Origin of the sequence: Collinsella sp. AF38-3AC (genome assembly GCF_003474365.1) — a bacterium.
GTDB lineage: Bacteria > Actinomycetota > Coriobacteriia > Coriobacteriales > Coriobacteriaceae > Collinsella.
Window position 1 is genome coordinate 36,948 of record NZ_QROM01000012.1, and the last position, 20,788, is coordinate 57,735.

The 20,788-nt window shown below is 59.3% G+C and carries 17 protein-coding genes; 6 read left to right on the forward strand and 11 right to left on the reverse strand.

All coding sequences use genetic code 11. The features are described from left to right. Window positions 1-75: 75 nt before the first annotated feature. Both DW029_RS07795 and DW029_RS07800 read right to left on the reverse strand, forming a co-directional pair. The gene (locus DW029_RS07795; protein ID WP_117807971.1) at window positions 76-975 is read right to left on the reverse strand and encodes a DUF4097 family beta strand repeat-containing protein; all 900 of its coding nucleotides are present in this window, start codon (window positions 973-975) and stop codon (window positions 76-78) included. Then, entirely contained in the window at window positions 972-1,688 is a 717-nt protein-coding gene (locus tag DW029_RS07800) for a helix-turn-helix domain-containing protein (protein WP_117794342.1), read from the reverse strand. The genes DW029_RS07795 and DW029_RS07800 overlap by 4 nt, the downstream gene beginning before the upstream one ends. A gap of 265 nt (window positions 1,689-1,953) precedes the next feature. Here DW029_RS07800 and DW029_RS07805 point away from each other — a divergent pair, with 265 nt between their 5' ends. The 3 genes from DW029_RS07805 to DW029_RS07815 all read left to right on the forward strand — a co-directional run bounded on the left by DW029_RS07805 (window position 1,954) and on the right by DW029_RS07815 (window position 6,774). After that, window positions 1,954-2,826: a class I SAM-dependent methyltransferase gene (locus DW029_RS07805; protein WP_117794343.1), complete on the forward strand. Its 873-nt coding sequence runs from the start codon at window positions 1,954-1,956 to the stop codon at window positions 2,824-2,826. Between the two features lie 117 nt (window positions 2,827-2,943). Beyond that, window positions 2,944-3,783, forward strand: a complete 840-nt coding sequence (locus DW029_RS07810) for a tRNA (guanosine(46)-N(7))-methyltransferase TrmB (protein WP_118345705.1) — start codon at window positions 2,944-2,946, stop codon at window positions 3,781-3,783. 309 nt (window positions 3,784-4,092) lie between these two features. Continuing rightward, window positions 4,093-6,774 carry an RNA helicase gene (locus DW029_RS07815; protein WP_118345706.1) on the forward strand — a complete coding sequence of 894 codons (2,682 nt, stop codon included), beginning with the start codon at window positions 4,093-4,095 and terminating at the stop codon, window positions 6,772-6,774. A gap of 79 nt (window positions 6,775-6,853) precedes the next feature. On the opposite strand, the gene DW029_RS07820 is transcribed toward DW029_RS07815, so the two are convergent. The 7 genes from DW029_RS07820 to DW029_RS07845 form a co-directional block, all read right to left on the reverse strand. Then, window positions 6,854-8,611 carry a DUF2130 domain-containing protein gene (locus DW029_RS07820; protein WP_118345707.1) on the reverse strand — a complete coding sequence of 586 codons (1,758 nt, stop codon included), beginning with the start codon at window positions 8,609-8,611 and terminating at the stop codon, window positions 6,854-6,856. Between the two features lie 138 nt (window positions 8,612-8,749). Beyond that, the gene (locus tag DW029_RS07825) at window positions 8,750-9,295 is read right to left on the reverse strand and encodes a metallophosphoesterase (RefSeq protein WP_117734531.1); all 546 of its coding nucleotides are present in this window, start codon (window positions 9,293-9,295) and stop codon (window positions 8,750-8,752) included. Between the two features lie 66 nt (window positions 9,296-9,361). Beyond that, window positions 9,362-9,541 (reverse strand): hypothetical protein, encoded by a 180-nt coding sequence (locus DW029_RS11305; RefSeq protein ID WP_158550198.1) that lies wholly within the window; start codon window positions 9,539-9,541, stop codon window positions 9,362-9,364. Window positions 9,542-9,941: 400 nt separating this feature from the next. After that, window positions 9,942-10,706: a ChbG/HpnK family deacetylase gene (locus DW029_RS07830; RefSeq protein ID WP_117734532.1), complete on the reverse strand. Its 765-nt coding sequence runs from the start codon at window positions 10,704-10,706 to the stop codon at window positions 9,942-9,944. 226 nt (window positions 10,707-10,932) lie between these two features. Further along, window positions 10,933-12,132: an MFS transporter gene (locus DW029_RS07835; RefSeq protein WP_158557569.1), complete on the reverse strand. Its 1,200-nt coding sequence runs from the start codon at window positions 12,130-12,132 to the stop codon at window positions 10,933-10,935. Window positions 12,133-12,374: 242 nt separating this feature from the next. After that, window positions 12,375-13,754, reverse strand: a complete 1,380-nt coding sequence (locus DW029_RS07840) for an aldehyde dehydrogenase (RefSeq protein WP_118345708.1) — start codon at window positions 13,752-13,754, stop codon at window positions 12,375-12,377. Window positions 13,755-13,762: 8 nt separating this feature from the next. After that, a complete protein-coding gene (locus DW029_RS07845) occupies window positions 13,763-14,944 on the reverse strand; it encodes an iron-containing alcohol dehydrogenase (protein WP_233543841.1) in 1,182 nt (393 codons plus the stop codon). 292 nt (window positions 14,945-15,236) lie between these two features. Between DW029_RS07845 and DW029_RS07850 the strand changes: the two genes are divergently transcribed. Beyond that, entirely contained in the window at window positions 15,237-15,800 is a 564-nt protein-coding gene (locus DW029_RS07850; protein ID WP_070097113.1) for a ferritin family protein, read from the forward strand. Between the two features lie 242 nt (window positions 15,801-16,042). On the opposite strand, the gene DW029_RS07855 is transcribed toward DW029_RS07850, so the two are convergent. After that, entirely contained in the window at window positions 16,043-16,924 is an 882-nt protein-coding gene (locus tag DW029_RS07855) for a hypothetical protein (RefSeq protein ID WP_117794349.1), read from the reverse strand. Window positions 16,925-17,461: 537 nt separating this feature from the next. After that, a complete protein-coding gene (locus tag DW029_RS07860; protein WP_117743389.1) occupies window positions 17,462-18,901 on the reverse strand; it encodes a PLP-dependent aminotransferase family protein in 1,440 nt (479 codons plus the stop codon). 145 nt (window positions 18,902-19,046) lie between these two features. On the opposite strand from DW029_RS07860, the gene pdxS reads away from it, so the two are divergent. Continuing rightward, a complete protein-coding gene (gene pdxS / locus DW029_RS07865; RefSeq protein ID WP_118345709.1) occupies window positions 19,047-19,937 on the forward strand; it encodes a pyridoxal 5'-phosphate synthase lyase subunit PdxS in 891 nt (296 codons plus the stop codon). 20 nt (window positions 19,938-19,957) lie between these two features. Beyond that, window positions 19,958-20,545, forward strand: coding sequence for a pyridoxal 5'-phosphate synthase glutaminase subunit PdxT (pdxT, locus tag DW029_RS07870; RefSeq protein WP_117734539.1), 588 nt, complete (start codon window positions 19,958-19,960; stop codon window positions 20,543-20,545). Window positions 20,546-20,788 lie beyond the last annotated feature (243 nt).

A 20,788-nucleotide genomic window follows, 5' to 3' on the forward strand; every position in this document is an offset into this window, starting at 1 on the left:
CGCCGGAGCCGACCTCGGCTTCGGCGCCTTCATCAAACAGCGCGTCTATGCTTACGGGTTTTCGAAAAGCGCCCGTTACTCCGAATCAAACGACACGTCGCCCGAGCCGATCTCAAAACGATACGTGGCGGACTTATCGCCATTGTCGAACTCAGAATTCAATATGGTCTCGCCATCGTAGCCAAGCGGAAGGAAATCACTCTCGAAGTCGCCACTGCCCAGGGTAAGGCTCGCCTTAAAGCCCGTAGAGTTCGGAACCGTCATCTCCACATCGCCCGAGCCCACACTCACGTCCATCGACTTCGCGGGGGCCTGGTAGAGCTCGAACGCTACATCGCCCGACCCGACCTCTGCACTAAGCGCATCAGTCACGCTGCCCGCAAACTCTACATCTCCCGCACCCAGGAAAAGGTCGAAACCATCACAGGTGACACCGGCAATCTGCAGATCACCCGAGCCCACGTGCGCGTTGACTCCCTTCAGATGTTCGGCAACACGGCGCGGCAGCTCAACCGTAACCGAGCGGTCAATTGCTTTACCGTCATCACTTCCAAACTGAGAAACCTTGAGCGTCGAGTCCTCGACGGATGCGATGTTCTGCGTCGCGGCCTTGGAGGCATCCATACCATTGGCAACGCGTCCCCGCTCGATAACGCGAGCCTTGTTGCCATCAACAACCTTGACGTCCACCGTAGCCGCATCGATATCGAAATCGAGGTAGCGAAACTCATCGGCATCAAAGGTCGTACACGAAAGCCGCTGAGGCCGAGCGGAATAGTTACCGCTATCCAAGAGATCATCGTCGTCAACCGCATCGTCCAAACCAGACAAGCCGGATACAACATCGTCGAGATCCCACGGACCATCAAAATGAATCAATACCCGCGAAATGCCAAAGACAAGTCCGATGATGAGCATGAACGCTCCGATGCCAACGCCCAAGCGTACCTTGGATTCATGCGAAAGCTTCATCATTCATCACCCTCTTTGGCAATCGGCTCAGCGGTGGCCGCGGTGGTCACGTCAGCGTCAACCGCAGCGGAAACATTCTGAGCCCTAGCTGCCACCGGCGCCGGACCAACCTGAATATCCCCGCGCGCCCAATCACCATCGAGCGCACGCGCCACCCAGTGATAGATGGGAATCGTAAAGAAGATCAGCGCGGCAAAGGGACCGGCGCCAAACAGGAACATCAGCAAAAAGAACAGCATCCAGCACACAGCCCAATACGGGAACGACTGGAACGGTCCTTTCACCGGAGTCGGATTGACCGCACCGGCGTTCGTCGCTTGCGCCGTCGCGGCGTTAGCCGCCTGCGCGCTCCAGCTTGCAGCCTGCGCCGCCTTAGCCGCGGCATCACTCGCCTGCGTTGCGGCCTCGGTAGCGCGTGCCGCCGCCTCGTGGGTACGGGCTCGCTCCGCCGCCTCGGCCTCGCGCTGGCGGGCGCGGTCCTCATTCTCAAACTCGATATCGTCCTCGATCTCGTCGCTCGGATTGAGCAGCTCGTCCAGACTCACACCATAGAGCTTGGCGAGCGAGATCAGGTTCTCGGTATCGGGCGAGCTCTCCGCGCGCTCCCATTTACTGACCGCCTGGCGCGACAGTCCCAGCTTTCGCGCCAATCCCTCTTGGCTAAAGCCCTTGCTGCGGCGAAGGTCGGCGAGCCGCTGCGCAGTTTCTACATTCATGGTTCCTCCTATGCGATGCCAGCCGTGCCGCCGGACCGTTTTTTCTTAAGGCGCCTTGCACAGTTAAAAATCTATCCGCCACCGCCAAAAGCATGCCACCTATTCTAGTGAGATTTTTGACAACCGACGGTTGCGGGCACATATGAGCTGCGAAAATGCGTCCAAACAAAGCAATGGCCCGCAGCTCGGTTGTCCCCGTTGCGGTGTTAACGGTAGTATGGTCGTACTGTTTATTCCGCACCGCCAACGGAGGGAGTTCCGCGCCGTGAACCGCGATTTCGCCTCATCGCTCATCCAGCTCAACAATACGTTCTATCGCGAGCACTCCGCCTCTTTTTCCGATACGCGCCAGGCCCCGTGGCCTGGCTGGGTGCGCACCATGGACATCGCGCTCGGGCAGCTCGACGTCGCCACGATCGAGCATCCCGTCCGCGTCTTCGATCTCGCCTGCGGCAATATGCGATTCGAGAACTTTGCCGCCGGCGGCACACTTGCCGCCAAAGGCGTCGACGGCACGAGTCCCTCGGCAGACGCCAGCTGCCCGCTTGAGTTCTATGGCGTCGACTCGTGCCAAGACCTGGCCATCGATGCTCATGGCCACGCCCTGCGCATCCCCAACCTGCACTTCCAGGAACTCGACGTGCTCGATGCCCTCATGAAGCTCAACCCCGCCGAGACACCCGACGCGCTTTTCGACGCCCCGCTCGCCGACATCTCGGTCTGCTTTGGCTTTATGCACCACGTGCCGTCGTGCGAGTATCGCGTGCGCGTGCTCGACGCCCTGGTGCGCCAGACGCGCCCGGGCGGTATCATCGCCATCAGCTTTTGGGAGTTTATGAACGACGAGCGTATGGCACGCAAAGCCGTTCGCGCCGAGGCCCGCGCTGAGCTCACCCCGCCGTTTGAGGACTACGATTCCGCGCAGTTCGAAGCCGGCGACCACCTCATTGGATGGCAAAACGACCGCCATGCCTACCGCTATTGCCACCACTTTGACGATCAGCAGATCACCGACCTGGTGCGCGGCGTTCGTACGTTCTACAAGAGTGGCGAGGTTCCCGTACGCGAGCTCGAGCGTTTCCACGCCGACGGTCGCAGCGGCGAGCTCAACCGCTATGTGATCCTCAAGCGCCTGTAGGCATCGGCGACCCGCCGCCGAGTCGCGCCGCAACTTCCGGGCAAACCATGCCCACCTTTTCCAACCCGTTGACGGAACGCGTAGTCATGCGTTCCATGCGTATAACCAAGGAGCCTCATGGGAGCCGTCCACGTTCGCACGCCTAAGAACTTTGTGCTCGAAGAGCGCCTGGAGCGCTACGCCGATGCGATTGAGACGAACCCCGAGGCCTATGCCGGGAATTGGGGCGAAGCCTGCGCGCCAGCCGGCGGCCTGCCCTTTACCCGCCTTCATCTGGATCTAGGCTGCGGCAAAGGCACCTATCTGGTTGAGCGAGCTCGCCGTGAACCCGACACGCTCTTTGTCGGTATGGACCAGGAGCCCATCTGCGTCGCCTATGCCGCACAGAAAATCTGCGAGCAGGGGCTGCCCAACGCGCTCGTACTCCCGCGCGGAGCTGCAGCGTTGCCCGCGCTGTTTGCCGCAGGCGAGCTCGATGCCATCACCATCAACTTTCCCACGCCGCAGCCCAAAGCCAAGTACGCCAAAAAGCGGCTCGTCCATGTCGACCATCTGATGCTCTACCGCCCGCTCCTTGCAGCTGGCGCCACCGTCACGCTGCGCACCGACAGTAAACCATTGCGCGACTACGCCCTGGGGCAGTTTGCCGCGGCAGGCTACGACACGCGTTGGATAAGTGACGACGTCCGCCGCGACCATCCCGAGTATCCCGAGACCGAATATGAGTGCCGTACGCGCGAGATGGGTGCCGCTGTCTACGGCATTTGCGCCACACCCGGCGCACAGCCCGGTGACGATGAGCTCACGGCGGGGCGCATGCAGGAGCAAAGTCTTGCCTGCTACCTGCCCGACGACCTTAATGAGCTCACGTACGTGCCCCTGGGCATGGAAGAGGCCGTCGAGAATTTTAAAAACCGCGCCCGCAAGGGCAAGAAGCGCCTGCCGCAAGAGTCCTAGGGGCTTTTGGCAGTCGCGGCGCCGGTAGCCAAACGCAAATAGGCGCCGACGAACGACCCTCAAACCTAAGTGAGTAGACTTTTTGGCAATAGCCAAGCACGACCCGTATGGCGAAAACTAAAATCGCAGGTAGAGCCCTTGCGTAAAATTCGCGTGCTCGCGATATCGCAAAAAGTCTACTCACTTAGTTAGCGGCCGCCCCAAACAGCTGGGCAGAACGCCCATTTCCTGCATTTTCTTGCCTGCGAACGCATCGATGCGACGCTACGCCATAATAGTTGGCGGACAAACGCGAGAGAAAGCAACCACATGGCACAGACCACGACAGATACCGCCGCCAGCACCGTCTCCGGCGCCGGCGCTGCCAGCTCATTCTCGGGCGGCACGGGAACCGAGGCAGAGTTCGGCTCGCTCGGCGCGCTCTCCCCCACTTGGTGGGAGCCCGAGGATGGCAGCGAGCCCGAACCGTGGCTCACGCCCGATCAGGCCTTCGAGCGCTTCTTTGAATGGACGAGCGACCGCGGCATTGAGCTGTGGGACCACCAAGAAGAGGCCCTCATGGACCTGGCCGCCGGCGATCACGTCATCTTAGGCACGCCGACCGGATCGGGTAAATCGCTCGTCGCGCTGGGCATGCTTTTTATGGGCATGGCGCAGGGCAAACGCTGTTATTACACGGCCCCTATCAAGGCCTTGGTCAGCGAAAAGTTCTTCGACCTGGTACAGGTGCTCGGCCGCGATAACGTCGGTATGATCACCGGCGACACGCACATCAACACCAAGGCGCCCGTCATCTGCTGCACGGCAGAGATCCTTGCTAACGACGCACTGCGCGAGGGCGAAGATGCCGACGTGGGCTGCGTCGCCATGGACGAGTTCCACTATTTTGCCGACCCCGATCGCGGTTGGGCCTGGCAGGTACCGCTGCTCACCCTGCCCCACACGCAGTTTATGCTCATGAGCGCCACGCTCGGCGATGTCACCGCCATCGCCGCCTCACTCGAGGAGCACACCGGCGCTGCCTGCGACTTGGTCGTCGATGCACCACGCCCTGTTCCGCTGAGCTACGACTATGTGACGACCTCCCTCGAGGGTACGGTCGAGCTCGCCATGCGCCGTGGCGAAGCCCCACTCTATATCGTGCACTTTAGCCAGGATGCCGCACTTGCAACGGCGCAGTCACTCGCCAACTTTGGTATTGCCAGCAAGGAGCAGCGCGAGGCCATCAAGGAGGCGGCCAAGGGCACGAGCTTCTCCACGGCCTTTGGCAAGATTCTCAAGCGCCTGCTCGGATGCGGCGTCGGCGTGCACCATGCCGGCATGCTGCCGCGCTATCGCCTGCTGGTCGAGCGCTTGGCGCAGCAGGGCCTACTGCCCGTCATCTGCGGTACCGATACGCTCGGCGTCGGCATCAACGTACCCATCCACACCGTGGTGCTCACCGCACTCACCAAGTTCGATGGCTACAAGATGCGTCGCCTGCGTGCCCGCGAGTTCCACCAGATTGCCGGTCGCGCCGGCCGCTCGGGCTTCGATACCGAGGGCATGGTGATTGCCGAGGCACCTGAGCACGAGATTGAAAACGCCAAGCTCATGGCAAAGGCGGGCGACGATCCCAAGAAGCTTCGCAAGATTAAAAAGAAGAAGGCGCCCGAGGGCTTTGTCACCTGGAACAAGCAGACCTTTGAGCGCCTGATCGAGACGCAGCCCGAGACACTCAAGCCGCGCCTGCGCATCACGCACTCTATGGTGATTAGCGTAGTCGAGCAGGACGGCGACGCCCGCGCCCGCGTGCACGACCTTATCGAGACAAGCTTGCAGACCCCCGAGGAAAAGGCCAAGCTCGAGGTTCGCGCCGACGAAATCTTCGCCACGCTCATCGATTCCGGCGTCGTCGTGCGTACCGAGGTGCCGCCCGCACCCAACGCCCCGGCCGACGCCACGCCAGACATCGACTATGCGCTGACGGTCGATCTACCCGAGGACTTCGCGCTCGATCAACCGCTCTCGCCATTTTTGCTTGCCGCGCTGGAGCTGCTCGACCCCGAGAGCGAGACCTATACCATGGATCTCATCAGCATGGTCGAGGCCACACTCGAAGACCCTAAGCAGGTGCTCCGCGCCCAGGAGCGTGCCGCGCGCGACCGCGCTATGGCCGAGATGAAGGCCGACGGCGTCGAATATGAGGAACGCCTAGAGCGCATTCAGGACGTCACGTACGAAAAGCCGCTCGAGGAGCTGCTCGATGCCGCCTTTGACAAGTACTGCCAGGAAGTGCCCTGGGCAAACGACTACCAGCTCTCGCCCAAGAGCGTCCTGCGCGACATGTTGGAGAGCGCGAGCGACTTTAAGGGCTATATCCAAAAGCTCGGAATCGCCCGCTCCGAGGGCATCTTGCTGCGCTACCTGGCAGAGGCCTACCGTTCGCTCGACCGCACCGTACCCATCGAGAAGCGCGACGAGTGCCTGCGCGACATTATCTCGTGGTTGGGCTTTGTGGTGCGTTCGGTGGACTCGAGCCTGGTGGACGAGTGGGAGAACGCCGGCAACCCCGCCGCACTCGACGCCGCACCGCCGCAGGGCATCGACGAAGTCGTAGCCGACCGCCGCGGCTGCACGCTGCTGGTGCGCAACGCGCTCTTCCGCCGCGTAACCCTTGCCGCCCGCGAGCATACGAGCGACCTAGGCGAGCTCGACGAGGACTGGGGCATGAGCGAAATCCGTTGGCAAAAAGCGCTCGATGCCTACCATGAGCAGCACGAGGAGATTCTCACCAACGGCGACGCGCGCAGCTCCGCCATGTTCTCGATCGACGAGTCCGACGAGAAGGCACTCCACGTGTGGCACGTGCACCAGATCTTTGCCGACGAGGACGGCGACCACGACTTTGGCATCATGGGCGATGTCGACCTGGATGCCACGCAAGACGGCGGCGAGGTTATTTTCAAGAACTACCGTGTCGGCTTTATCGAGGATTTGCTCGAGGACTAGCCGTACATACTGGAACGAAATGAAGCGGGGCCGCTGGCAACATCGCCAGCGGCCCCGCTTTTGCACTATACGTTATGCCTTACTCGGCATCCTCGACCTCATACGAATCGGCATCGGCGGGCTCATCAACCGTGTCCGCCGCCACCTCACGCACCTCGTCGAAGGCCGCCTTCATTGTTTTGTTCCCCCAGGTGAGTTTGCGGATCGTGAGGTCGTCGGCCTTCTTGTTTGCCAAGCGTAGGTTGTTCTCGGACGACAGGAGCGCCTCCTTGGTCTTTTGCAGATGGATAATCGTCTTGTCGATCTCCTCAATCGCCGTCTGGAACTTACGGCTCGCGAGCTCATAGTTGCGGCCGAAGTCGTTCTTGAACTTCTCCATCTTGGCTTCGAAGTTCGTGACATCGATATTCTGCTGTTTGTACTCCGCCAGTTCCTGCTTATAGCGAAGCGAACCCATAGCGGCGTTGCGCAGCAGCGTAATCATGGGAATGAAAAACTGTGGGCGGATCACGTACATCTTCTCGTAGCGATAGCTCACGTCCACGATTCCTGCGTTATAAAGCTCGCTCTCGGGCTCGAGCAACGTGCAGAGCACCGCGTACTCACAGCCTTTCTGGCGACGATCGTGGTCGAGCTTCTTAAAGAAGTCCTCGTTCTTATGCTTGGTCGCGGTCTCGTCGTTCTCGTTTTTCATCTCGAACATAATCGAAATGATCTCGTTGCCGCTCGCGTCACACTCACGGAAGATAAAGTCGCCCTTGGTGCCCTCGGACGCATCGTTGTCTTTCTCGAAGTACGCGTTGGGAAACGCCGTCATGCGTAGGCGGTTAAACTCGGTCTCGCAGTGCTGCTCGAGCGACTCGCCCACCATCTTGGTGGACAGGCGGACCTTCATGTCCTTAAGGCGCTCAATCTCTTCATCCTTATAGCGAATCAGTTCCTCGTTCGCGCGCTTGGTCTGCGCAAGTTCGAGCTCGTGTGCCGCCTTGGCCTGCTCCTCGCGCGAATCGCGCACCGCCAGCTCGCTCGTCAGCTTGGCACGCGCCTCGTCGCGCTCTCGCTCCGCCGCGGCAACCGCCTCCGACAGGTTCATTTTTGCTGCCAGCTCCTGCTCGCGCAGCTGGGCGCGCAGGCCCTCAGCCTCCTGCTCAGACTGAGCCTTTGCGGCGGAAAACTTCTCCTGCACCTTCGCCTGATAGTCAGCAAATGTGCGTTCAGCCTCGCTGCGAGCAGCATCAAGCGCGCGCTGCGACTCGGCCGCGGCCGCGGCAAGCGCCATCTCCTGGGCCTTGTCCGCCGCGGCAAGCTTGGCCTGCAGCTCGGCAATCTGCGCATCGCGTGCGGCCAGATCGCTTTGAGCAGCGTTACGCACCGCCGACTCGGCAAGCTTGGCTTCGTCATCCTTACGTCCCAGCTGTGCGCGCAAGCTGTCGATTTCGCGCTGGAGCTCGGCGTTCTCCTTTTGAGCATCGGCGCGGGCCTCTACCGCCGCGCGCTGGCTTGCGCTCTCGCGCTCTGCAGCAGCGCCCTCGAGCTTGGCGCGCAGCTCGGCAAGTTCGGCATCGCGCTTGGCGACCTCTTGCGCCAGCTGTTGAGCTGCGGCATTCTTCTGCTCGACAATCTGGGCGTTACGTTGGGACTCCGCCTTTTGCAAAGCGGCCGCCGAACGCGAGCGCTCAAGCTCCAGCGCCCGCTCGCCCTCGCGCTGGACCGCCTTCACACGCTCATCCAGGTCGTGCGAGAACTCGGTATCGCGCACCTGCTTGACGATATCCGCATAGCCGGACGCATCGACCTTAAAAACTTCGCCGCAATGCGGGCACTTAATCTCGTTCATGGCAGCTCCTCGATGGACGCAAATATCAACCGCATACACTCTACCGCGCCGCACGGACAAAAAAGGCGCCGCCGCCATAATGGCAACGGCGCCAAAACCACCACAAAGGTGTCTGTCCCCTTTGTGGTGGTTCGAGAATTACAGCCCAAAAAAGTCTAGGATCTGGTCGCGGCTTACGGGCTTGTAGCCATTAGCGTCAAGTCCCACGTCATAGCGCAGAACCGGGCGCTCGCGATCGCGGTTGCGGACGTTGGCACGGTCTCCCCTGCTGTGAATGTGTCCGTGCAGCATGATGGCACCGCGCGCCTTGCCATTCCAGCTGAGCATGGGGTAGTGGCTCATCACCAGACGATGGCCCTTGGCGTAACCGGGAGCGACCTCCAGATAATCGCGCACTTCATCCCAAATATGCGGCGCGTCCGGATCTTCCCAATCGCCGTCATGGTTGCCACGAATGAGCGCCACGTTCTTACATTCGATACGCTCGCGCAGGCGCACCGCCTCCGCCAGGGGCAAACGATAGGTAAAGTCACCCAGAATATAGAGGCGGTCATCCGCAGCAACACACTCATTGATGGCATCGATGACCTTGCGGTTCATCTCCTCGATCGAACCAAACGGTCGATCCATGTCGTGCAAGATATTCGTATCACCCAGGTGCAGGTCGGCGGTAAACCACATCATCGTCTACGTCCTCATTTCGCAATGCGTATAAGACCTGTTTAGTATACAGACGCAGCGATGCGACAGTTACCCAAAGAGCCCGCCGAACAGACCCCGGCGACGTTTGTCTTGCTTTTTCGAAGCGTCGCCCTGGGCTTTCTTGTCCTGCCGCTTTTTACGGTCCTGCCCCAGCTCGTCATCATCGAGCAGCAGATCCCACTCAAACGGATCGTCTGTCAGATCGAACAGTTCGTCATCATCAAACATGACCGCCTCCATTGCCGGTTAGCGAGCGTCCACCACATAGTTGAGAAGTCTACGGACCCGTGCGGACACAAATTCATCCTGTCTGCATCCTTCAATCGTTTGCCGCAACGCTTGCGCGACAGAACGCTTGCAGATAAGATAGGAACACGGATGGCACCCGTTGCCGCGGGTCTTGCCAACTCCGATACACGTTTTCATCGTGAGAAGTGGCCGTCTTCGCTTACGCGGGGCGGCCACTTTGTTTATTCCTATGCCATCGACTCTAATGCACAAAAAGGCACGCATGACACGTTGCCCTGACTCTATTGCGCCGCATGGAAAAAAAGGCGCCGCCGCCATAATGGCAACGGCGCCAAAACCGCCACAAAGGTGCCTGTCCCCTTTGTGGCGGCTTGAGTCCTTACAGGTCGCGGTAGTCGATCAGGCGAAGATCGGGTTGAGACTCAAGCCAAGCGCGAAGCCCGGGATCGATCAGAGCATCGACTTCCTTGGTGCGATCGGTCGTAAGCGAGCTGTTCTCGAGGATAAAGCGGTCGAGATAACCCGGATGGCAGACAAAGATCACCGTCTCACCTTCTACCATCTCGCGGACCGTCTGCATGATTGCCTCTTTGGGTTCGTAGCCCGGCTCCATCGAGCGCATCACCATGCGCAGGTCGGCATCTCCGCAATGCACCACTGCCACAGGGTCGAAGCTCGCCTTTTGCTCCTTAAGACCCAGTTCCTGGGCAACCGCCGAGATAGCTCGGTTAAGGTTTTTGCTCATGACGGCATGGGCCTCAAAGTAATCGGGCTCGCGACCCACGATCTCGACAAAGCGGTCATGCTGCGCGCGGATCTCGATGCAGGCCTCGTCGAAGTCTATCAACTCCTCACCGCGCTTAAAATGCTCACGGAAGGTACGGCTGCTATGGAATTCACCGTTCTCGTTGAGCATGCTCGGAATGAGCGCCGGGTCGGCACACGGCTTACCCAGACACACGTTGGTATGCTGGCCCACTGCAACACCGGCGTCTGCCACGAGCGACCAGCCACGTTCGGCCTCGGGCATATTGGGCATAAGGCCTACCGAGCGCACCAGACCCTCGTTGACGCTGCGGGCGATTCCCAGGTCAACGGCATACGAATACCCAATGTCATCGGCACGGATTAAAAGCCGTTTCATAACAACTCCCCCAATCTATGGAAAACTCACCACAAGTGGATACCTTTGTGATGGTTCGAGAATTACAGCTCGAAGAATCCAAGGCTCCAGTCGCAGCTTGCGGACTTGTGACCGTTAACATCGAGCCCCGCGTCATAGCGCAGGATCGAGCGCTCGCAATCGCGGCTGCGCGCATTTCGCTTTCCCCATGCGACCTATTCAGCAAGGCAAGCGGAATGCCGAGAGCCTAGCCCCGACGCCGGGCGATTGCCCAAAACGTGCAGGCGATAGCGGCCGTTGCCAGGCTTGCGCCAACAAGCACTCCCTGCACGCCAAAGGCGTCGGCCAAAAACGGAGCAACGACCAGAGGCAGCACGCCTGCGCCGTTGAGGCCCACGCGCATCACGCCCAGCACGCGCCCCACCTTGGCAGGGTCGCTCAAGCGCTGGGTGAGTGTGACGCGCACCGGTCCCATGGCGCCAAAACCAATGCCACAGACAAGCTGCCCCACCGCAGCAACGGCAACATGGGCGGTACCCACATACACAACGGAGCCCACACCCGTCACCAGCAGCATCGCCGCCAGAAGCTCCAGCCTGATGCGTCCCGACGGCACACGCATGATTAGGTACGACCCCAGTGTTCCGCCGATGCCAGCAATGGCCGACAACCATCCCATCCACTCCGTACCCACGCAGAGAACATCGCGGTAGAACAGCGACTCGAGCGAATCGAATGCCCCGTAGGAAAAGAAGCCCATAAAGCCCATGAGAAAAATCAGGCGCAGGTCGGCATCAGCTGCCGTGGCAATAACGCCTTCCCAAAGCGATCGCAAGCCCGTCGCCTCAGCGCGAGACTCCGGCTTAGCGAAGCCCTGAACAGCAGCGCCTTCACACAACGAGGTCGCAAGCAGCAGAGCGGGAACAGGTGCCACCGCAAGCAGGAAAAACACCCCTTGGTTGGAAAAGACCGAAGCGATAACGCCTCCAAGCGCAGGTCCAACGATCACCGCGACACTTGTCGCGATGTTATTGAGGCCGTTAATGCGCAGAAGCTCATCGGGGACTTCCGTCAAAAAGCGCGGATAGGCGTCCATGGCCGTAGTCCCCGCGCCAAACAACAGCCCGGTAGAGATGGCGAGTAGCGCAAGCGCGGAATAGGACACGGGAGCAACAAGACCAAAAACGCCCGATGCGCAAAGCAGGACGCAAACGGCTAGAAGCACATGACGCGGGCCCAAGGAGTCCACAAGTGCGCCGGAGCAAAACGTTGCAAAGATGAGCACCAGGTTGAGTCCAAACACGAGTGCGGACGTCTCAAATGCGCCGGCCCCGAGAACGTAGGTGCCGCAGCCAATGATGCCGACAAAATACGTCGACTGAAATGCAAGCTGTATAAAGAAATTTACCGCAACCAAACGGTGCGATGGAGAAAGAAGGCGGGACATAGCAAACCCCTCATGCATATGAAAACCAAACGAGACAGCCTGAGCGTCATCAGTCCATGTAGCTCTCGAACATATGCATAATCTCCCCTTTGCTGCGGTCGTCCCGTATTCTAGCACCGATCTGGCGTCCCGCCCCTGCGCGTTGCCATCAGAACGCTCCACGCCCCAGCGCTTGGGCATGAGAAATGGCCGCCTTCGCTTACGCGGGGGCGGCCATTTTGCTTGTCTCTGTGTCATCGATTCTAATGCACAAACATGCGCACGAATTTGTGTTTCCAGCTTGCGTAGGGCGCATACCGAAACGGCACGTCCAGCCAGGTTGCCTTGTTCACGATGCTCTTCTTGTGGCTAAACGTATCGAAGCTCTCGCGGCCATGGTACTGCCCCATGCCGCTCGCGCCCATGCCGCCAAAGCCCATATGGCTCGTGGCCAGGTGCATGATCGTATCGTTAATGCAGCCGCCGCCAAAGGGCACGTAGCGCACAAAGCGCTGCTGAACCGCACGGTCCTGACTAAAGACGTACAGGGCCAGCGGCGTCGGGCGATTCGCGATGAACGCCTCGACCTCATCCAGGCTCTCAAACGTCAGCACCGGCAAGATGGGGCCGAAAATCTCCTCCTGCATTACGGCGTCATCGGGGGTCACGCCATCCAGAATCGTCGGCTCAATCTTGAGCGACATCTCGCGCGCCGCGCCACCAAGCACAACCTTATCGGGATCGATCAGCCCGCGCACGCGCGCAAAGTGCTTGGCGTTGACGATATGGCCGTAATCCTCGTTGTCGAGCGGATGCTCGCCAAACATACGGCGGACTTCCTCCTTGATAAGGCCCAGCAGCTCGTCGTGCACGCGTCTATCGACCAGCAGGTAGTCGGGCGCCACGCAGGTCTGCCCCACGTTGAGCCATTTACCAAAGGCGATACGCCGTGCCGCGACCTTCAAGTTTGCCGTTGCATCTACGATGCAGGGACTCTTTCCACCCAGCTCGAGCGTCACGGGCGTAAGGTTTTTACTTGCCCGCTCCATGACGAGTTTGCCGACCGGAACGCTACCGGTAAAGAAAATCTTGTCCCAGCACTCATCGAGCAGCGCTTCGTTCTCGGCGCGCCCGCCCTCGACAACCGTTACCAGGCGCGGATCAAATGCCTCTTCGCAGATTTGCTTGAGCACCGCGCTCGAAGCCGGGGCATAGGCGCTCGGCTTGATGACCACGGTATTGCCCGCGGCAAGGGCGCCGGCAAGCGGCTCGAGCGTCAACAAAAACGGATAGTTCCAAGGAGCCATGATGAGCGTAACGCCATAGGGCACGGCCTGCGTCTTGCACACACTCACGGCGTTGGCGAGGTCACACGGGCGCAGGCGCGGGCGACTCCATCGAGCCACGTGCGCAATCTGATGACGAATCTCGGAAAGCGACGTGCCGATCTCGCACATATATGCCTCGTCGTGCGACTTGCCCAAATCGGTCTTGAGCGCATGGGCAATATTGGCCTCGTGCGCCTGTGCCGCATCACGCAAGCTCACGAGCGCGCGACGGCGAGCATCGACATCAAACGTGGCATGCGTCTTAAAATAGGCGCGCTGATCGGCAACGATGCGCGCGATTTCCTCGGTGTTCATGGGCCCTCCTAGTTCTCGCCCTCAAACATACCACCTGCAACGACTTCGTACATATGCTCGAGCTCCAAGCGGTCCATTAGAAGCGGAACGGGGTACAGGGGATTGGCCTCGGCATCGGCATGCGCCGCCATCTGCGGAATGTCGGAGCGGCGAACGCCTGTCACATATTTGGGGATACCCAGGGCAACGTTCATGCGGTCGACCCAATCGATAAAGGCCTCGGCCGCAAGACCGTCCTGCGCGGTAGCCGGCGCAATGTCCGCCATGCGGGCAAGATCGGCGAGCTTGGGGGCGGCGGCGTCACCATAAGCGCGAAGCATATGCGGCAGGATGATGGCGTTGGCCAGGCCATGCGGAATCCCGTATCGTCCGCCCAGGCTGTGTGCAATGGCATGAACGTATCCAACGTAGGAGCGCGTAAACGCAACGCCCGCCTTATACGCTGCAGAAAGCATATTGTGGCGCGCACGCATGTTGTCGCCGTGCTCATAGGCCTCGAGCAAATAATCGTGGATGAGCTGTACCGCCTGACGCGCCATCTTGCGCGTATAGGGCGTGGTGCTGCGGCCGATAAAGGCCTCGACGGCATGCGTCAGGGCATCCATACCCGTTTGTCCCGTAATGGAGGCGGGCAGGCCGCGCGTAAACTCGGGGTCGTACACCGCAAAGCGCGGGATAAGCACAAAGTCGTTAATGGGGTACTTGTAGTGCGTCTTGTCATCGGTAATGACCGCTGCAAGTGTGACCTCGCTTCCCGTGCCTGCCGTGGTGGGGACGGCGATGAGCAGCGGCAGGCGACGATGAACGCGCAGCAGGCCACGCATCTTGTTGATGGGCTTGTTTGGCTGTGCGATGCGTGCGCCCACACCCTTGGCACAGTCCATGGCCGAGCCGCCGCCAAAGCCGATAACGGCCTGGCAGGCGTTCTCCCGATACAGGGACGCCGCTTCCTCCACGTTTGAGACCGTAGGGTTTGCCGATGTTTTGGCATAGATCGCAACGCCGATTCCCTTGGACGCGAGCGCCGTCTCGAGCGGTGCCGTAAGCCCCAGACGGGCAATACCGGGATCCGTCACGATAAGAACCCGCTGTATCGAGCGTTTTTGAAGCACCGCGGGGACATCCTCGGCATGCTCCAGAATATGCGGCTCGGTATAGGGCAACACCGGCAATGCGATGCGAAAAACCATCTGATACGTTCGGCACCAGGCGCGACGGGCTAGATGCATAAAGGAAGCTCCTTCATTTGTTGATGGGTCAACATTTGCTCGACCGATTGTACTCATCGGAGGTCTCGGGCGGCCTGCCAATCGTTAATCAATCAACATCTTCACAAGCTCAAAATTTTTTATTAAAAATCATTCCTAATAGGCTTCACATTCGGTTGCATTTATGGATAATAGAACTCGTCAAGACGCGCGTCCGGAGAGGGCCTTTACGGGACCGGACGAGCGCTCCATCGCCATCGATCGAAAGGATCGAATCATGAAATTTGTTTGCCCCGTTTGCGGTTATGTGGAAGAGTTCGACGGCGACCAGCTGCCCGAGGATTTCAAATGCCCCCAGTGCGGCGTTCCCGGTTCTCGTTTCCTGAAGCAGGAGGAGGGCCAGCTCGAGTGGGCTGCCGAGCACGTCGTGGGCGTCGCCAAGATGGAGGGTGTCTCCGAGGATATCGTTGCTGACCTGCGCGCCAACTTTGAAGGCGAGTGCTCCGAGGTCGGTATGTACCTGGCCATGGCTCGCGTCGCTCATCGCGAGGGCTATCCCGAGATCGGCCTGTACTGGGAGAAGGCTGCGCACGAGGAGGCCGAGCATGCCGCCAAGTTCGCTGAGCTCCTGGGCGAGGTCGTGACCGACTCCACCAAGAAGAACCTCGAGATGCGCGTTGAGGCCGAGAACGGCGCCACCGCCGGAAAGACCGATCTTGCCAAGCGCGCCAAGGCCGCTGGCCTCGATGCCATCCACGACACCGTGCACGAGATGGCTCGCGACGAGGCTCGCCACGGCAAGGCTTTCGCCGGCCTGCTCAAGCGCTACTTTGGCTAAGCCAATCGCCTGAGAGATAATCTCTAGCTCGATAAGGCCCGGACCGCATGGTTCGGGCCTTTTTCGTGTCTTGCGAACCAGTTAACGTCCCAAAAATAGGAACACCTTTGACATCGGCTTCGCGTCAAAAACTAAGTGAGTAGACTTTTTGGAACTTGTCGAGCAGACCACCCGTATTGCTTTATAAAACCGCAGGTAGATAGCTTGCCGCAAAACAATCTGGTCGCCATCACGCTAAAAGTCTACTCACTTAGATTAGCAGCCGCCCACGATCGGGCCTTTTTGTATCTAACGGGTATCTTTTTGTCGATTTCTCCCAGTTTTGACCAGTCAACGAACAGCTCAGACCGGAGTAACGCCTCGGCCCCTTGCTCCTCCGAGCTTTTATCGCGATATTCAACATCGAGCAACCTGCATACGGCCTTAACAATCGCGCGAAATCTATCCTCATCGGATATCTGTCCGTGTGTCAGGAGAAATACATCGTAGCCCATTGCCTGAAGCGCCGTCATGCGGTCGGCGTCACGCAAGCCATCCCCCGCTCGCCCGTGCGAGGCCTTCCCCTGACATTCGATGGCCACCTGCCGCTTTCCGTTCGGCGAAGACAACAGTAGGTCGATATATACGCGGGACTTTCCCACAATCGATCGAGCACTTGTGCTTAGCATCACTTCAACATTAAGCTCTATGCCGCAAAAACCTTCGCCTCCCAGGGATCGTGGCAACCCAAGCAACAAATACGTCTCAACCTCAAAAGGCGATGCGGCGCCCAGTGGAACGAGATGCGATACCGCGACAAATCGCTTGCCGTAACGCATCCCACAAACATCTGAACAAAAACGGTCAAGGTCTCCGCCCAAAACCAAAGCGTCGCGCCGCCACAAATTTGAGGCGGCACCGTCCTCGGACGGGCAACGTGCCCAACCAAAGGTTGCCGGAATCGCGCCCGACTCAATTGCACGCGAAAGCTCTGCCTCGAGTGCTGCTGGCAAGGCACAAACCGTAAACAAGCCGCACATCTCCGCTAATACCAAAAGCAGCTGGAGATCCGTCAGATGCCGCGACATGATGAATGCCGTCAGCAAAGGAGATGTGACCAAAAACCCATGTTCCGTTTCCAGCACGGATTCCCTGGGAAGCTCACCAAGGAACAGCCGTTGCCTAACGCTGGCAGGACAAGTCCGCTTATTTCTCGTCCCAACCAATGTATGCAACGGCAAGCCGAGCACGACCGCAGCCGTCGGGTTACGGGCGAGGCCATATCGCTGCCGGTCTTCTTCCGGTCGTGGAAGTGGCGGACACAAAGCGAGGGCTTGAGGAGGCAAACGCCAGTACCTAAAAGCCGATATGTCACAAAGTAGATCCTTCATAGGCACAGGAAAACACGAATTTCAACCCAGCCAGTCTCGCATTGGCGCGAACGCACCAAAAATGGCACCGAGCGGACCGCTAAGTTTTCAACAGCCCTCCCCAACTGACCAATAGCTTGCCAAGAACTGGACGAAGCCCTGTTGAAAACCCCTTTTTTTCTCATGGAGAAGCTTTGCGCGGCAAGTGAGTAGGCTTTTTGGAGCATCCCGAGCAGGCCGGTCATCCTGCTTTTCAAAACCGCAGGTAGATAGCTTGTTACAAAACTGCCTGGTCGCCAAAGAGCTAAAGGTCTACTCACTTAGGCTAGAGGGCACCCCCATTAGCTGTGATTCCAGGGTGTTTAGCGCATTTGAACTCAAGTCGTCATACTGGACAAGGATTCGAGTCGAGCTTTCAGGGACAGATGCGCCATCGGCACACCAAAAGCAGTCACTGATATCGATAAAAGGGATACTCGAGCGCGTGAGGGCCAGCGTAAAAGAGCTTCCGCCCGCGCCACGCTCCGCAACCACGATGCAGTAAAGACCCGCATCCGCATGTTCGATCGAGACCTCCCCCGCCGGAAACGTCTTCCGTACAAGCGCCGCCAGGCCATCACGCGCCTCGCGAGCACGAACACGCACGCGGTTCACATGTCGCTCGTAATCACCCGATTCCAGCAAGCGCGCCAAGGCGACCTGGTCAACAGAGCTCACCGATGAGGCATAAAAACCAAGGTCGCGCCTAAAGCACTCCATCAGCTCGTCGGGCAGCACCATGTACGCCAAACGTAACGCCGATGAAAGGCTCTTCGAAAACGTGTTGGTGTAAATAACCGACTGAGCGGCATCGATCGACGCGAGCGCGGGAATCGGCTTGCCGGCAAGGCGAAACTCGCAATCGAAGTCATCTTCGATGAGATATCGGCCCGGCTGCTCGGCAGCCCAGCTCAGCAGGGCATAGCGACGCGCAATGCTCGTCACAAGGCCGGTCGGATACTGATGGGACGGCATCAGGTGAAGGATATCTGTTCCGGTTTTCTGCAAAGCGCTCAAGTCCACGCCCTCACCATCCAGCGGGATATGGCGAACTTCGCAACCCATAGCCTGATAGATGCGTGTCAGACGCAAATAACCCGGATCCTCGACGGCATACACCTTGTCCGCGCCAAGCAACTGAACCAACATGGTATCGAGCAGCTGGGCGCCCGCACCGATAACAATGTTGTCGGGATTAACATTCATGCCCCGTGTCCCGCGCAGATGGCGAGCGATTGCGCGTCGTAGCCGAGCGGTGCCCTGCGCTGGTGCGGGCGAAAAGATCTCGCGTTCGTCTTCGGATGTCAGCGTTGCCCGTAGTGTGCCTTGCCAAAGCCTAGCCGCCTCCAAAGCGGAAGGAGAAAGCGCATCGAATCGCTCGATCTGTCCATCGGCGTCATGCGCCCCGGGGTCCATAGAGACAGTATCCCGGTCGATATCCCCCGTAACCAAAGCCAAAATCGGTGCATCCGGAAGCTCGCAAGCATAGTAGCCGCGACGCGGCTTTGAGCGAATATAACCCTCGGCAAGCAGCTGACTATATGCATTCTCGATGGTAATGACACTGATTCCCAGATGACTGGCAAAGGCGCGCTTAGACGGCAGATGCTCCCCCGCCGCAATGCGTCCAGCAACGATATCATCTCGAATTTGCTGGTAAACATACTCATAGAGCGACGCTTCGCCGCGTTGTTCCAAATTGTAGTCAAGCATGAGTCTATCATCTGACCTTATCGAGTCATTCAATCTGGTATTAGTCTGACCTTGTTATTATCTCGAAAACTGAGTATTTCGCCATACCCAGCTCCCCGATAGGATGTTCCGTCAAGCAATGCACATGCCAATCAAGGGAGCGACCATGGCAGAACAGACCAGCAAGGCCGATCGCGTCAAACTCAACCGCGAGCTCGCACAGATGCTCAAGGGCGGCGTCATCATGGACGTTACCACGCCCGAGCAGGCCCGCATCGCCGAGAAGGCAGGCGCCTGCGCCGTCATGGCTCTCGAGCGCATCCCGGCCGACATCCGCGCCGCCGGCGGCGTTTCGCGCATGAGTGACCCCAAGATGATCAAGGGCATTCAGGAGGCCGTCTCCATCCCCGTCATGGCAAAGTGCCGCATCGGTCACATCGTCGAGGCGCAGGTCCTTCAGGCCATCGAGATCGATTACATCGATGAGTCCGAGGTTCTCTCCCCCGCCGACGATGTCTACCACATCGACAAGACCCAGTTTGACGTGCCGTTTGTCTGCGGCGCCCGCGATCTGGGCGAGGCGCTGCGCCGTGTTGCCGAGGGCGCCACGATGATTCGCACCAAGGGCGAGCCGGGCACGGGCGACGTGGTCCAGGCCGTGCGCCACATGCACAAGATCCAAAAGCAGATCCGTGACGTTGTCGCCCTGCGTGACGACGAGCTCTTTGAGGCAGCCAAGCAACTGCAGGTTCCGGTCGAGCTGGTGCGCGATATCCATGCCACGGGTAAGCTTCCCGTGGTGAACTTTGCTGCTGGCGGTGTAGCAACCCCTGCCGACGCCGCGCTGATGATGCAGTTGGGCGCCGAAGGCGTCTTTGTCGGATCGGGCATCTTTAAGAGCGGCGACCCGGCCAAGCGCGCCGCCGCCATCGTCAAGGCCGTGGCCAACTTCACCGACGCCAAGCTCATCGCTGAGCTTTCGGAGGATCTAGGCGAGGACATGGTCGGCATCAACGCCGACGAGATCGAGATCATCATGGAGGAGCGCGGACGCTAGTCCGGTAGAAAGGATCGCACATGAGCGATTACGCAGACCAGACGGTCGCCGTGCTGGCGGTCCAAGGTGCTTTTGTCGAGCACGAGGCAAGGCTGTCCGAGCTGGGCGCACGTTGTATTGAGCTGAGGCAGGCGGCTGATTTGAAGCAGGACTTTGACCGTCTGGTACTTCCCGGCGGCGAGTCTACCGTTCAAGGGAAGCTGCTTGATGAGTTGGGCATGCTCGAGGAGCTTCGCGCCCGTATCGCCAAAGGCATGCCCGTCCTGGGCACCTGCGCCGGCCTGATTCTGCTGGCTCACGACCTTGCCGCCCATGACGATAAGGGCACGCCGCGTTTGGCAACCATGGATGTACTTGTCGAGCGCAATGCCTACGGCAGGCAGCTCGGCAGCTTTCGAACCAAGGGGCAGGTAGCCGGCATCGACGCTGAAGTGCCGCTGACGTTTATCCGCGCGCCCCGCATCGTCGAGGTCCACGGCGACGCCAGGGCCTTAGCGAAAGTCGATGGGCGCATCGTCGCCGCCCGCCAGGGCAACCAGCTCGGCGTCACCTTCCATCCCGAACTCGACGACGACACCCACCTCCACGAACTGTTCCTACAAATGTAGGCGGAGTAGAAACGAGCGTGGATTTTCAGACACACAACAAATGAGAGTGGATAATCTCCCACTTTGAGTTTGAATACAGGCTCAAACCGGGAGATTATCCACTCTCATGCTATGTAGTCGTTGGGGACGTTCTTAAACAACTAGTCAAACAAGAACGTCCAGCAACCACAAGGAGTGTCCCCAAGTGCCAGCAGAGACGATATGAGCAGGACATAAAACATTGGGAGCCCCCGGCATGAAAGT